General features: G+C 34.8%; 11 protein-coding genes. 9 read left to right on the top strand and 2 right to left on the bottom strand.

Features of this window, described 5'->3' with window-relative positions:
• The 8 genes from NAT50_RS03920 (at position 1) to NAT50_RS03885 (ending at position 11374) form a co-directional block, all read left to right on the top strand.
• Complete coding sequence (locus NAT50_RS03920) at positions 1-2217, top strand: RelA/SpoT family protein (RefSeq protein WP_250591711.1); 2217 nt, start codon at positions 1-3, stop codon at positions 2215-2217.
• 180 nt (positions 2218-2397) lie between these two features.
• Positions 2398-2850: a Fur family transcriptional regulator gene (locus NAT50_RS03915; RefSeq protein WP_250591709.1), complete on the top strand. Its 453-nt coding sequence runs from the start codon at positions 2398-2400 to the stop codon at positions 2848-2850.
• Between the two features lie 24 nt (positions 2851-2874).
• Entirely contained in the window at positions 2875-4146 is a 1272-nt protein-coding gene (locus tag NAT50_RS03910; RefSeq protein WP_250591707.1) for an adenylosuccinate synthase, read from the top strand.
• 137 nt (positions 4147-4283) lie between these two features.
• Complete coding sequence (locus tag NAT50_RS03905; RefSeq protein WP_250591706.1) at positions 4284-6104, top strand: chloride channel protein; 1821 nt, start codon at positions 4284-4286, stop codon at positions 6102-6104.
• A gap of 72 nt (positions 6105-6176) precedes the next feature.
• Positions 6177-7862 (top strand): OstA-like protein, encoded by a 1686-nt coding sequence (locus NAT50_RS03900; protein ID WP_250591704.1) that lies wholly within the window; start codon positions 6177-6179, stop codon positions 7860-7862.
• A 72-nt stretch (positions 7863-7934) separates the two neighbouring features.
• A complete protein-coding gene (locus tag NAT50_RS03895; protein ID WP_250591702.1) occupies positions 7935-9137 on the top strand; it encodes an aspartate aminotransferase family protein in 1203 nt (400 codons plus the stop codon).
• A gap of 105 nt (positions 9138-9242) precedes the next feature.
• Positions 9243-10640, top strand: a complete 1398-nt coding sequence (locus NAT50_RS03890; protein ID WP_250591699.1) for a tetratricopeptide repeat protein — start codon at positions 9243-9245, stop codon at positions 10638-10640.
• Positions 10637-11374, top strand: coding sequence for a shikimate dehydrogenase family protein (locus tag NAT50_RS03885; protein WP_250591697.1), 738 nt, complete (start codon positions 10637-10639; stop codon positions 11372-11374). The genes NAT50_RS03890 and NAT50_RS03885 overlap by 4 nt, the downstream gene beginning before the upstream one ends.
• On the opposite strand, the gene NAT50_RS03880 is transcribed toward NAT50_RS03885, so the two are convergent.
• Positions 11371-11733, bottom strand: a complete 363-nt coding sequence (locus tag NAT50_RS03880) for a hypothetical protein (RefSeq protein WP_250591695.1) — start codon at positions 11731-11733, stop codon at positions 11371-11373. The genes NAT50_RS03885 and NAT50_RS03880 overlap by 4 nt on opposite strands.
• Positions 11734-11924: 191 nt before the next feature.
• Here NAT50_RS03880 and NAT50_RS03875 point away from each other — a divergent pair, with 191 nt between their 5' ends.
• Positions 11925-13790, top strand: coding sequence for a DUF349 domain-containing protein (locus NAT50_RS03875; protein ID WP_250591693.1), 1866 nt, complete (start codon positions 11925-11927; stop codon positions 13788-13790).
• 15 nt (positions 13791-13805) lie between these two features.
• Here the strand turns inward: NAT50_RS03875 and NAT50_RS03870 are convergent, their stop codons facing one another.
• Positions 13806-14597 (bottom strand): hypothetical protein, encoded by a 792-nt coding sequence (locus NAT50_RS03870; RefSeq protein ID WP_250591691.1) that lies wholly within the window; start codon positions 14595-14597, stop codon positions 13806-13808.
• Between the last annotated feature and the right edge of the window lie 26 nt (positions 14598-14623).

The following is a 14623-nucleotide window of genomic DNA, read 5'->3' as shown; positions in this document are numbered from 1 at the left end:
ATGGTTGAGATAGATATCGAAAAGGAAAACAAAGCAATAGCTCAAGAATACAAAGAATTACTTCGCATAAGTTACCAAACCCTTACCACAGAAGACAAAAAACTTATCCGAAAAGCTTTCGATTTTGCTGTTGAAGCACATCAAGATCAACGCCGAAAATCGGGAGAGGCTTATATATTCCACCCTATCGCTGTTGCTAAAATTGTAGCAGGAGAAATTGGTTTGGGTGCGACAGCCATTGCTGCAGCCCTAATGCATGATGTGGTAGAAGATACAGATATTACTGTTCAGGATATTGAGAAAATGTTTAATCCTAAAGTAGCACAGTTAGTAGCTGGATTAACCAAAATAGCTCAAGTCCAAAAGGACATGAACATTTCGATGCAGGCCGAAAATTTCCGTAAAATGTTGTTGACACTCAACGATGACGTGCGGGTAATCATTATCAAATTGGCCGATAGACTTCACAACATGCAAACCATGGAGTCTATGGCAGACTACAAGCAAGTCAAAATTGCTTCGGAAACCTTGTACATATATGCCCCGCTAGCGCATCGTCTTGGACTTTATAATATTAAAACCCAACTCGAAGATTTAGGATTAAAATACACAGAGCCAAACGTTTATAACGACATTGTAAGCAAAATAAAAGAAACCAAAGAAGAACAAGATGCTTACATCAAAAACATATCCGATGTTTTAAAAAAATCCTTGGACGAGGAAGGTATCGAATACATTATTAAGGGACGTCCGAAATCTATCTATTCCATACGAAGAAAAATGGCAGCTCAAAACGTAACTTTTGATGAAGTCTACGATAAATTTGCGTTGCGTATCGTGTATAAATCAAATCCACACGATGAGAAGTTTCTCGCTTGGAAAATCTATTCGATTGTTACGGATCATTACCGCCCTTCACCAAGTCGTTTGCGAGACTGGATTTCTTCTCCTAAATCTACAGGATACGAAGCACTTCACATCACTGTAATGGGACCTTTAGGACGTTGGGTAGAAATTCAGGTTCGCAGTGAACGTATGGATGAAATTGCCGAAAAAGGATATGCGGCTCATTATAAATACAAGCAAGGAGCTACTGAAGAAAGCGGTTTAGACACCTGGTTGAATTTATTACGTGAAGCTCTAGAAAATTCAGAAACCAATGCTGTAGATTTCGTAGAAGATTTCAAAATGAATTTATATTCTAAAGAAATCTATGTCTTCACTCCTAAAGGTGACATTAAATCGTTACCCAAAGGAGCCACATCCTTGGATTTTGCCTTTGCCATTCACTCTGAAATAGGTGTAAAAACCCGAGGAACAAGAGTTAACGGAAAACTAGTTCCTTTAAATCACGAATTAAAAAGCGGGGATCAAATCGAAATTATAACTTCACAAAATCAGAAACCTACTGCCAACTGGTTAGATTTTGTAACGACTTCTAGAGCGAAGAATAAAATTAGAAACGTACTCAACGAAAACACTAAAAAAATAGGAGAAGAAGGAAAAGAAATACTCGAAAGAAAACTACGTCATTTAAAAATAACACTAAATGAAACTTCAGTCAACGAGCTAGTAGCCTTTTTTAAATTAAAAACGAGTTTAGATTTATTTTATCGCGTAGGTATCGGTTCTATAGACAATCAGCAATTAAAAGAATATGCGGCTCAAAAAAGCAATACGTTCTTTAATTTCTTTAAAAGTAAAATCAAAAGAACACCTACCAATCCAGAACTAATTCAAAAAGAAGAACTGACTAGTAATTATGACTTGTTAGTGTTTGGAATTGAACAAGATCGATTGGATTATAAGTTATCAAGTTGCTGCAACCCTATCCCAGGCGATCCTGTATTTGGATTTGTAACCATTAACGAAGGGATTAAAGTTCACAAAAAAGATTGTCCCAACGCTATTAGTCTTCAATCAAACTATGCGTACAGAATTATACAAGCACGTTGGATCGATTCGACTCAACAAGAATTTAAAGCTACTTTGCAAATTACAGGAATGGACACTCTTGGTTTAACTAATGAATTAACTCGTGTTATTTCGAATAATATGCACGTAAATATTCAAAGTATTTCGTTATCAGGAGAAGCCGGTATTTTTAATGGGAAAATTACTTTAGTAGTACCCAACAATACGATTCTAAAGAAATTAATCGATAATATTAAAAAGATAGACGGAATAGATAAAGTAGCGAGAGTTTACAATAGTTAATTTTTTAAATACGTCATGTTTTCACTGATATTGAAAGAAAAAAATTGATAAGAAGCAGTCTCGTGCTTTTAGAAATTATTTACTAACTGATTTAATATCGAGTTGCTACATATTCTGCATCGTTAAAGTTTACCATGTAAGATTTTAATCTTTGCAACAAAAAAATTATCTTTGTCGCTTATGACACAGATAGCTTCAGACAATACTAACAACCAAGAGATTGTAAAAAACGTTTTTACAAATTATTTGGAACAAAAAGGACATCGTAAAACTCCTGAACGATATGCTATACTTCAGGAAATTTATGAAAGTGAAGAACATTTTGATATTGAAAATTTATATATCAAAATGAAAAATAAAAACTACCGTGTTTCTCGCGCAACCTTGTACAATACAATCGAGTTGCTTTTAGACTGTGGCTTGGTCCGGAAACATCAGTTTGGACAAAATCAGGCGCATTACGAAAAATCTTATTTCGATAAACAACACGATCATATCATACTAACAGATACCGGAGAAGTGATCGAATTTTGTGATCCAAGAATCCAAACCATCAAACAAACAATGGAAGAACTTTTTGGAATCGAAATTCAAAACCACTCCTTGTATTTTTACGCAACAAAAAAACAATAACTTCTAATACAACAACACAACACAATGACCGTAGATTTACTACTTGGATTACAATGGGGGGATGAAGGCAAAGGAAAAATTGTCGATGTATTAACCTCTAAGTACGACATTATTGCCCGTTTTCAAGGAGGGCCTAACGCAGGACACACTTTAGAATTTGATGGTATCAAACATGTTTTACGTACTATTCCTTCTGGAATTTTTCATAAAAACTCCATTAATATTATTGGCAACGGAGTCGTAATTGACCCTGTTGTTTTTATTAAAGAAATTGAAGGATTGGAAAAATTCAACATCGATATTCAATCGAAGTTGTTAATTTCCAGAAAAGCACATTTAATTTTACCGACACACCGCTTGTTAGATGCTGCTTCTGAAGCTTCTAAAGGAAAAGCGAAAATCGGATCAACGCTAAAAGGAATTGGCCCCACTTACATGGATAAAACCGGTCGTAACGGAATTCGTGTCGGAGATATAGAATTGGAAGATTTCAAAGAAAGATACCGTAATCTAGCCAACAAACACGAGGAAATGATCAAATTCTATGATGTTTCCATTCAATATAATTTAGCGGAGTTAGAAAAAGAATTTTTTGATGCTATTTCCGAATTAAGAAAATTAAAATTCATCGATTCCGAAGAATATTTACATCAAGCACAAAAAGAAGGAAAATCGATCCTTTGTGAAGGGGCTCAAGGTTCTTTATTAGACGTTGACTTTGGAACTTATCCTTATGTAACATCTTCTAATACAACAGCTGCCGGAGCTTGTACTGGTTTAGGTATTGCTCCTAACAAAATCAAAGAAGTGTATGGAATCTTTAAAGCCTATACCACACGTGTGGGAAGCGGACCTTTTCCTACCGAAGATTTTGAAGAAGCAGGTACCACCATGGCTAAAGTTGGAAATGAATTTGGTTCAGTCACAGGACGTCAGCGTCGTTGCGGTTGGTTGGACTTAGTAGCACTTAAATATGCTGTTCAGGTAAATGGTGTTACGCAATTAATGATGATGAAAGGCGATGTACTTTCTGGTTTTGAAACGTTGAAAGTTTGTACCGCTTACCAATACAAAGGTGAAACCATACATCATTTGCCTTACAACATTGAACCCGAAAATGTAGCACCGGTTTATACCGAATTTAAAGGTTGGAAAGCCGATTTAACCGGCATGAGTTCTTATGATCAATTACCAATGGAATTAAAAGAATACATTAATTTCATTGAAAAAGAAGTAGGTGTTCCAATTACCATTATTTCGGTTGGTCCGAATAGAAAACAAACAATTACCAAATAAATAAAAAAAGGCTGTCTCCAAAGTGAGACAGCCTTTTTCTTTTGTTGTAAAATTGCTCCTTTCGCATTTGAGAGTTGAACTATACTTCCAATTTAAAAAAATAAAACTATCTTTGAAGTTCTACTCAAAATTGAAAAATGCCAAATAGAATTTCAGCATCATTCCAACTTTTTTTAAGAAGAATCTTGCGCAAATTTGAGATATTTTTCCTCCTTGCCAAGGAAATTCTCTCGGAACGCAATTTCATATATTTATCTTGTGTCGCTGTAGCAATTTCTTGTGCTTTAGCGGTAATCCTATTAAAAACTTTTGCTCACAATGTTTTTCTTTGGGCTAATTATATTAACAATTATCTAAAACTTCCTTATTCCAACAGTATTTTACCCATCATTGGAATTTTGTTAACGGTTTTTGTCATCAAGAGATTTCTTGGAGGAAGTATCGAAAAAGGGAGCTCAAAAATCCTATACTCGGTAGCAAAAAAAGGAGGAATTGTTCCTAGAAAACAAATGTATGCTCAAATTTTAACTAGCTCTTTAACTGTTGGTTTAGGTGGTTCTGCAGGATTAGAAAGTCCTATTGTAATTACCGGAGCCGCTTTTGGGTCTAATTATGCGCAGAAATACAAATTATCTCAAAAAGACAGGATTTTACTGTTAGCCTGTGGCGTATCAGCAGGAATTGGGGCCGCGTTCAATGCTCCTATTGCGGGCGTATTATTTGCCATTGAAGTTATTCTAACAGATATTACCATTTCGGCATTTATCCCTATCATGATTTCTGCCGCAACAGGAACCTTAGTTTCTAAAATAATCCTCAGTAGCGATGTATTACTTAGCTTCAGTCAGGAACAAGATTTTAATTTCAGAAACACTCCTTATTATATTCTCTTAGGAATATTGGCAGGATTTTTATCGGTATATCATGCTCGAATGTTTCGAAAAGTTGAACATTTTTTCAATAACTTTTCAAAAAGAAGATACGTTAAAGCTTTATTTGGTGCCAGTATTTTAGCATTGTTAATTTTTTTCTTTCCTACTCTCTTCGGAGAAGGTTATGAAAGTATCAAAACCTTATCCACATCACACCCAGAAGATTTACTGCAAAATACCCTTCTAGAAAGTCAAAAGAACAAAGAATGGGTTTTACTGCTCTTTGTTGGTGCAATAGCCATGATAAAATCGATTGCTACGGGAATTACTTTAGGTAGTGGCGGTAACGGAGGTAACTTCGCTCCTTCTCTTTTCGTTGGTTCGTATTTAGGTTTTTTTGTAGCCAAATCGATGCAACTACTTAATATTAACCACAACCTACCGGTAACCAATTTCACTATTGTTGGGATGGCTGGGATATTGAGTGGCTTATTTCATGCGCCCTTAACAGCAATATTCCTAATTGGCGAAATAACCGGCGGCTATGATTTAATGATTCCTTTAATGATTGTTTCCTCTATTAGCTTTGCTATTTCTAAAACTTTTGAAAAACATTCTATGGATGTTAAAGCTTTGGCGGACAAAGGTGATGTTTTTACTAGTGATAAAGATCGAAATATCTTACTAAGCATTGATGTATTTAATTTGATTGAGACACGCTTCGAGAGTTTAACCGAAGATACTCCGGTTGAAAAAGTAGTTTCTCTTTTGGAAACACGAAAGCAAAAATTATATCCTGTCCTTGATACCAAAGGCCAATTAATCGGTTTGGTTCATTTTGATAAAATTCGAAGTATTATTTTCAATTCATTTCAGATCAAATATTCTACAATTAAAGACATCATGAGTTTTCCCGAAACGCTTTTGAATTATGATGATGAAATTGATCAAATTATGGCAAAATTCGATGACACTGATGAAGAAATACTACCGGTTATAAAAAACCAAAAAATGTATGGATTCCTTTCTAAATTGGATTTACTCGAAGCATACCGCCATAAATTCAAAGAAATGGTCATAGAATAAGATGATAAATAATTCTTAATAGAATCTTCAATTGTCTTATTTTAGTTAATTTTGACAAAAAAATAAAGCACTTTGAACACACTATATTTACGCCTTTTAGTTTTCCTTCTGATTTTCAGTCAACAGACAACTTGGTCCCAAGTAGCTCCTGTTACTTCTATCCCTCCAACAAACGGAAAACAAATCATTATTGAAAATTCTGATTTCATGGACATTACCGAATCGGAAGTACCTGGCGCTATTGTGTTAACCGGCAATGTGCGAATCATTCATCAAGGTGTACGTATGTCTTGTAACAAAGCTTATCATTTCACCAAGGAAAATTACGTTAAAGCTTTTGGAAACGTAAATATGATTCAAGGCGACACTTTAACTATGAGTAGCAAATACGCAGAATACGACGGTAACAAAAAATTTGCTTTTGCATCAGGAAATGTCGTAATGACTGACCCAAAAATGACGATTACTACCGATACTATAAACTTCGACAGAAACAGTCAAGTTGCCTATTACAAATCTGGAGGAACTATCAGAGATGAAGAAAATACTTTGACAAGTAAAGCGGGTACGTACTATTTGAATCAAAAAAAATTCCAATTCAACACGGCTGTAACTGTTAAAAATCCGACACACACGATTAGAACCAACCACTTAGATTATTATACAAACTCAGGACATGCCTATGTTTTTGGGCCATCTACCATAGCCTCTGCGAACAATACCATACATACAACTAAAGGTTTTTATGACACTAAAAAAGACGAAGGCAAACTTTTAAAAGGTTCTAAAATTAAATATCGGGATCGACTCATAGAAGGTGACGATTTATATTACGACCGGAAAAAAGATTTCGCACGTGCCATAAACAATGTAAAAATCACCGACACCATCAATAAAATGATTGTAAAAGGTCATTATGCCGAAGTTTACAAACAAAAAGATTCTATGCTTATCACAAAAAAAGCTTTGGTTTCTGGACTTTTCGAGAAAGATTCTGTTTGGTTTCATGCAAAAAAAATAGTTGTTTCGGGAAAACAGCAAGAGCGTATTTTACGTGGATACAACAATGCGAGATTCTTTAAAAATGATATGAGCGGAAAATGTGATTCGATTCATTATGACCAAAAAAGAGGCTTAACACAAATGATTGGCAATCCAATTTTGTGGAACGGAAAAAACCAACTCACCGGAGATTTAATGCATTTAATTTCCGATCAAAAAACGGAGAAAATCGATTCTTTAAAGGTCTTAAATAATGCTTTTATAATCTCAAAAGATACAATTGGAACCGGATACAATCAGGTAAAAGGACAAAATTTATTCGGCAAATTCAAAGACAATAAACTCCATGAAGTAGACATTGTTAAAAACACAGAAGTCATTTATTACATGAGAAATGACAAACAAGAACTTATTGGTGTTAATAAGAACAAAAGTAGCAAAATCAATATGGTTTTAGAAGGAAACACAATTGATGCCATTACTTTTTTTACCGATGTAGATGGCGATATTTATCCCGAAAATGAGTTTCTTGAAGGAGATAGTAAATTAAGAGGTTTTGTGTGGCGCGGCGAGGAACAATTACTTTCTGTAGCTGACATTTTCCCTAAAGAAGAACTCGAAATTGACGCGAAAGTTCAGGCGGAAACCGAAAAGAAAGCAAAAGAACCGGATTCGCCAATGCTACCCAGTAAAGAAACTTTAGAATATGACAAACCCAAAGTAACTCCCAAAAAGGGTACCAAAAAAAGAAAATAATTTTCAGAAATTAGTCTCGGTCAAAATATTTTTTTTGACTATCAGACTTTCAATTTTAGATATTTTACGATTATGTTAAACGATTTCTACCAATATCAAGCTCAAACTTCTCCACATCCGCTAGGAATGGAAGTTTCACACGCCGAAGGTTCTTACATCTATGCTACCAACGGAAAAAAATACCTAGACTTTGTTGCTGGAGTTTCCGCTTGTACACTAGGTCATCAACATCCTAGAGTAAAAAAAGCTATCGTAGATCAATTGGATAAGTATGCACACGTGATGGTCTATGGTGAATACGCACAAGACCCAGCTGTGGCATTATGCAAATTATTAGCAGAACACATGCCATTGTACCTCAATAAAACCTATTTAGTTAACTCAGGTACAGAAGCTACTGAAGGTGCTTTAAAATTAGCCCGACGTGTAACGGGACGCAGTCAACTTATCTCATGTTTTAACGCCTATCATGGAAACACCATGGGTTCTATGAGTGTTATGGGTTTTGAAGAGCGCAAACAAATTTTCCGCCCACTTATTCCGGATGTCGATTTTATCACTTTTAACAATGAAGAGGATCTCCAAAAAATCACCACTAAAACCGCTGGAATCATTCTAGAAACGATACAAGGTGGTGCTGGTTTTATTCAACCGCAAAACGAATTCCTAAAAAAAGTTCGTCAACGCTGCGACGAAGTGGGTGCTATGATGATTTTGGATGAAATTCAACCAGGATTTGGACGTACTGGAAAATTATTCGGATTTCAGAACTATGATGTTGTCCCAGACGTTGTAGTAATGGGTAAAGGGATGGGCGGTGGAATGCCTGTAGGTGCTTTTACCGCTAACGAAAAACACATGGATTTATTGAGTCATGATCCTAAACTAGGTCATATTACCACTTTCGGAGGTCATCCTGTAATTGCTGCTGCCTGTTTGGCAACCTTACAAGAATTGGTTGAAACCGATATAATGGCTCAATGTTTAGAAAAAGAACAATTATTTCGAAAATTATTGGTTCATCCTTTAATTAAAGAAGTTCGTGGAGAAGGATTAATGCTTGCTGCCATGACAGAAAGTCCAGAAATTACCAATAAAGTAATTTTTAAGTGTCAGGACAAAGGATTAATTTTATTTTGGTTACTGTTTGAAGGATGTGCTATCCGTATCACTCCTCCACTGACGCTTTCTAATGAAGAAATTGAAGAAGGTTGTGGCATCATTATTGAAGCTATGAATGAGGTAATGAATGAGATGACTCTCGAGAATGAATAATTCACCTAATTGTTAATTAAATTGTTTACAACAATTCTTTACCCACACCAATAACCAATCTAAGATTTCCTATTTTTAATTAGGACATTTCTAAATATAATGCGTATGAATTTGAGTCACGAAGAAGAAGATCGCAATTTATCCTTATCCCGCTTTGAATCAATGCTTAAAACCAACAAGGTTCTGTTTTTTGATTCCGAAGAATTTGAGGATATCATACTCCATTATATGGATACAGGTAAACCTTCTTTGGCCAAAAAAGCACTGAAACTAGCCTTAGAACAACATCCGAAATCAACTGGATTGAAATTGGTTCAGGTGGAAATGCTCGTTTTCGAAGACAAATTGGATACAGCCGAAAAATTGCTTAACGAGTTGTATGCCATTGAACCTACCAATGAAGAAATTTATATCCAGAAGGCTAATATTTTTTCGAAACGCGACAATCACGAAAAGGCAGTAGAATTGCTGAAAATTGCCTTGAAATATACCGATGATTATGCCGATGTGTACAATCTTATTGGTATGGAATACCTTTTCATGGACGAATTGGAATTGGCTAAAGAAAACTTTATCAAATGTCTACAAGAAGAACCCGAAGAACAATCGGGTTTATATAATGTGATCTATTGTTTTGAATTCTTAGAACAATACGAAGAAGCGATTGCTTTCCTTACAAAATACATCGACACTAATCCATACAGTGAAATAGCATGGCATCAGTTGGGTCGCTTATATTATAGCATTAAAAACTATGAAGAAGCCTACAAAGCTTTCGATTATGCTACCATGATAGACGATCAGTTTATGGGGGCTTTCATGGAAAAAGCAAAGGCATTAGAGCGTTTAAACCGTTATGAGGAAGCCATTGAAAACTATCAGGAAACCATTCGCTTAGAGGATCCTACTTCTTACGCTCTGTTGCGTATAGGAAAATGTTACGAGAAATTAGGTAACGAAATCGAAGCACTAAAATATTATAACCAAACCGTTCACGAAGACCCTCTTTTAGACAAAGGTTGGGTGGCCATTACGGATTTGTATTTCAAAAAGAAAAATTTTCAGAAAGCCTTATTTTTTATCAATAAAGCCTTAGCTATTGATAGTGAAAATAGTTTGTATTGGAAACGTTATGCCACAATAAACAGAGCTTTAAACTTCTACGAAGAAGCCGAGGTAGGCTATAGAAAGGCAATAGAATATGGCGATTATGAGTTAGATACTTGGTTGTATTGGGTAGATATTCTTCAATTTTTAGGAGAATTCGATACGGCCATTCAAACCTTATTACAAGCTAGCGAGTATTTCCCTGACGAATATGAAATTGAATACCGATTGTCAGGATTATATTTTATGCTTCAAGAACATGAAAAAGGATCTTACCACCTAACCAATGCTTTGCATTTAAATTACAATAACCAAACCATATTAGAAGAACTCTTCCCTATCGTTTGGGAAAGAAAAATGGTTCAAGACATCATAGCGAAAAATAAACCTCTATGAAAAAGCTTGGTTTACTAGGCAGGAACATCAGCTATTCTTTTTCAAGAAATTATTTCAGAGAAAAATTTTTAGCAGAGGGATTAACTAATGAATTTGCTTATGAAAATTTTGATATTGATTCGATAAATGAATTCAGTACCGTTCTAAAAAACAATCCGGATCTAATTGGAATGAACGTCACTATACCATACAAACAAGACGTTATTCCTTTTTTAGATCAATTGTCTGTTAATGCTAGTGCAATTGGAGCGGTGAACACCATAAAAGTTTTACCCAACGGAAAATTAGAAGGCCACAATACCGATTATATTGGATTTGTTGACTCTTTGAAACCATTATTGGAATCTCATCATAAAAAAGCCCTTATTTTAGGTACTGGTGGCGCTGCTAAAGCGATAGCCTATGGTTTAGAAACATTAGGAATTAGCTACCAATATGTCTCTAGAAAATCTTCCGAAAACACTCTCTCTTATGAAGATCTTAATCAAACTATTTTAGAGAGCCATCACCTGATCATTAATTGTACACCATTGGGAACTTTTCCAAATATTGAAGATTGTCCGCCAATACCCTATCAATATTTTAGCAAGGAGCATATTGCCTATGATCTTATTTACAATCCAGAAGAAACCGAGTTCCTGAAAAGAGCCAAACAAAAAAAAGCCGTTACAAAGAACGGCTATGAAATGTTAGTTTTACAAGCGGAAAAAGCTTGGGAAATATGGACTAACTAGTATCTTTTCTTAGAGCGATACGCTGTTATTTTTTCGGCAGCTATTTCCTTATATTTAGCAAATTGGCTTTCATTTAGAATCTTTTGCAACTCTTCCGCTTTTTGAAGTTCTAAAACATCTTCTTTTTTTCGAACTTCTTCAGAAGGGATATTCAGTTCTCTCACATCTTCTACAGACAAAAGATACTTTTTAGTGATTTGTAAATATTGTTCTTCTTGTGCAGACGACAATTTTAACACCGTCACTTCTTTTTTGTACTCTTTATCAGCTCTTATCTCTTTGTCTAAATGCTCTAAATTCGATTGGGCAAAAGACGTCAGCGAAAACAAAAAGACAGAAACAACGAATAATTTTTTCATGATAGTGGGTTTTACTGATTGTAAATTTAAAAAATTAATTGAAATGTACAACGATTCCGACAGCATATAAATGGTCATAAGTCTCCAAAAAAAAGTTAATCGGCAAAAATCAGTTTTATAACGTTTTTTACTTTTGATTTTAGCTTGTTTTTACTAACTTCGGCAATCATTAACTGTAAATATCCTGCACTATGCAAGAAGAACAACACGATAACCTGCCAACAGAGAACACATTGGCAGACGGAGACGTTACGCAACAAGAACCAAAGGCTGTCAATGAAGCCGTAGAAGCTATTGAAACGCTAAACGCTGAATTTAGCGAAGATGCTACTATTGACGAAAGCCAAAATATCCCTATGAAAGACTATAGCGCTCTTGATATGGATCAACTCATATCCGAATTGGAGCAGCTAACAGCCAACGAAAAAGTAATGGCAGTCAGAAATCATGTAGAGGAAATCAAACAAGCTTTTTTATCTAAATACAATCACTTTATCGAAGAAAAGAGAGAAGCTTTTTTACAAGAAAATCCAAATCAAGAATTTGAATACCATTTTCCTCTGAAGCATAAATTCGATTCATTATACAACAATTATAAGAATAAAAAGAACAACCATTTCAAGAATTTAGAAATGGTATTAAAAACGAATCTTCAAAAAAGACTCGATTTAATTGAAGAACTCAAAACCTTAATTCAAACCACAGATAACATTCAAGATGCGTTAAAACAATTTAACGACATTCGTGATCGTTGGAAAAATGCAGGTGCTATTCCTAAAGACAAATACAATCATGTTTGGAATAATTACCATTTTCATGTGGAGAATTTCTATGATATTCTTCATTTAGATCGTGAAGCTAGAGATTTAGATTTCAAACACAACTTAGAACAAAAGCAAAAAATTATTGCCCGAGCCAAAGATTTATTGAACGATTCGGATGTATTTAAAGCTTTTAGAGAATTACAATCGCTACACAAAATCTGGAAAGAAGAAATAGGACCAGTTTCAAGAGAACACAGAGAGGAAATTTGGAATCAATTTAGCGAAATTACCAAACAAATGCACGACAAACGTGAAGTTTTATTTGGTCAAATCCGTGAAATTGAACAAAAAAATCTTGAAAAGAAAAGAGAAATTATTGCTGCTATCGAAGCGATTGCTTCAGAAAAAGTTGAAGTCCATACCGGTTGGCAAGCCCTAATTAATAAAGTAGAAGCTTTACGTCAGGAGTTTTTTGCAACCGGAAAAGTTCCTACCGAAGTGAACGAACAAACTTGGGCTGATTTTAAAACTGCGGTAAGAAATTTTAATGCCCATAAAAATTCGTTTTACAAAGACATTAAAAAAGAACAACAGGTTAATTTAGATAAAAAAACGGCATTGGTAGCGCGCGCCAAAGAGCTTCAAGAAAGTGAAGATTTTGCGGCAACCACACCAATAATGAAACAAATACAAGAGGAATGGAAAAAAATAGGTCATGTGCCTAAAAAATTCTCTGATAGTGTTTGGGCCGAATTCAAAGAAGCTTGCAATCATTATTTTGATCGCTTACATCAGCATAGAAATGCTAACGAGGAAGAAGAATTGATTGCTTTTGAAAAGAAAAAAGAATTTTTAGATCAAATTAAAGACTTTGAATTGACAGGCAATCATAAAACCGATTTGGATGCCATAAAAGCGCATATTGAAACCTGGAAAAGTTTTGGAAAAGTGCCATTTGCTAGACGTCATATCGAAGGGAAGTTTAACAAAATACTCGATGTATTGTTTGAAAAACTAAGTTCTAGTAAAAAAGAAGCCGAGATGATGCGTTTCAACAGTCGATTAGAACAACTTGGCAATGATAGCCGAAAAATTGACAGTGAAAAAGTTTTCATTCAACGTAAAATTGAAGAAGTTCAAAACGAGATTTTCCAATTAGAAAACAACATTCAATTCTTTGCCAATGCTAAAAAAGACAATCCGATGGTGATTGAGGTGAAAAAAAGTATTGATCGCCATAAAGAAGAATTAGCTACTTGGAAAGAAAAACTAAAACAACTTCGAAACATCTAAATAATATAAAAGCCATCAATTTGATGGCTTTTCTGTTTCTTTTTGGTCTGTATCCGTATTTTTTACTTGTTGTTTCGTTTCGACCTCTTTCATTTTTTCCTTCATTTCTAATTTATTTTTAGACAAGGTTCCTTTTGGAACTCTTCGGATATTGAATTTCGCTTTAAATCCAGTAGATAAACCCCAGAGATCTTGAGTAATGACTTTGTTATTCTCATCATAAAAACCAAATTCTCCCGTATTAGGAAATAACGCTCCTTCGTTAAGAGCTTCAATCTCTATAAAATTAACCCCTTCAATAAGTCCAAAGTAAATTTTCTTCGAAAGACCGTCTAATTCTAAAAATTCAGAAAGTAATTTACCATCGATCCAAATTCTGATTCGGTCCGCGTCTACTTCACCAAAATCTCTGTAAGAAAGACTTATAGTAGCTGATTCTGTTACAAATTCACCAAAATACATATCTCGCCTGAATTCTTTTGAATCTCCAGAACCTTCCTTGGTAATTACATTGGACTTATTCATCTTCTCAGCATACTGTTTCCCAACATTTAAATCGCTTTTAGGCTGATTGGTCATCCCTGGTGAAGCAGTTTTGGGTTCTTCATATACTTTAGAAGGAAACTTGAACTTTTTGGGCTCAAACGGTTTGGATAAAGAATATTGCGGTGCAGTCGTTGATGTTTCAGGTTTTTCATCCGGTTTTGGCAAATCAACACGAGGGATAGCCACAGACTTGATGGGTTTTCCATCCTGTGCTAAACCAATAAATGGTAATAATACTGCTATTAAAATTATATTTTTCACGTCGTAAATCTATCAAAAATTATTCC

It is taken from the genome of Flavobacterium luminosum (assembly GCF_023635005.1).
Taxonomy (GTDB): Bacteria; Bacteroidota; Bacteroidia; order Flavobacteriales; family Flavobacteriaceae; genus Flavobacterium; species Flavobacterium luminosum.
This window is presented reverse-complemented; position numbering and strand designations above follow the sequence as displayed.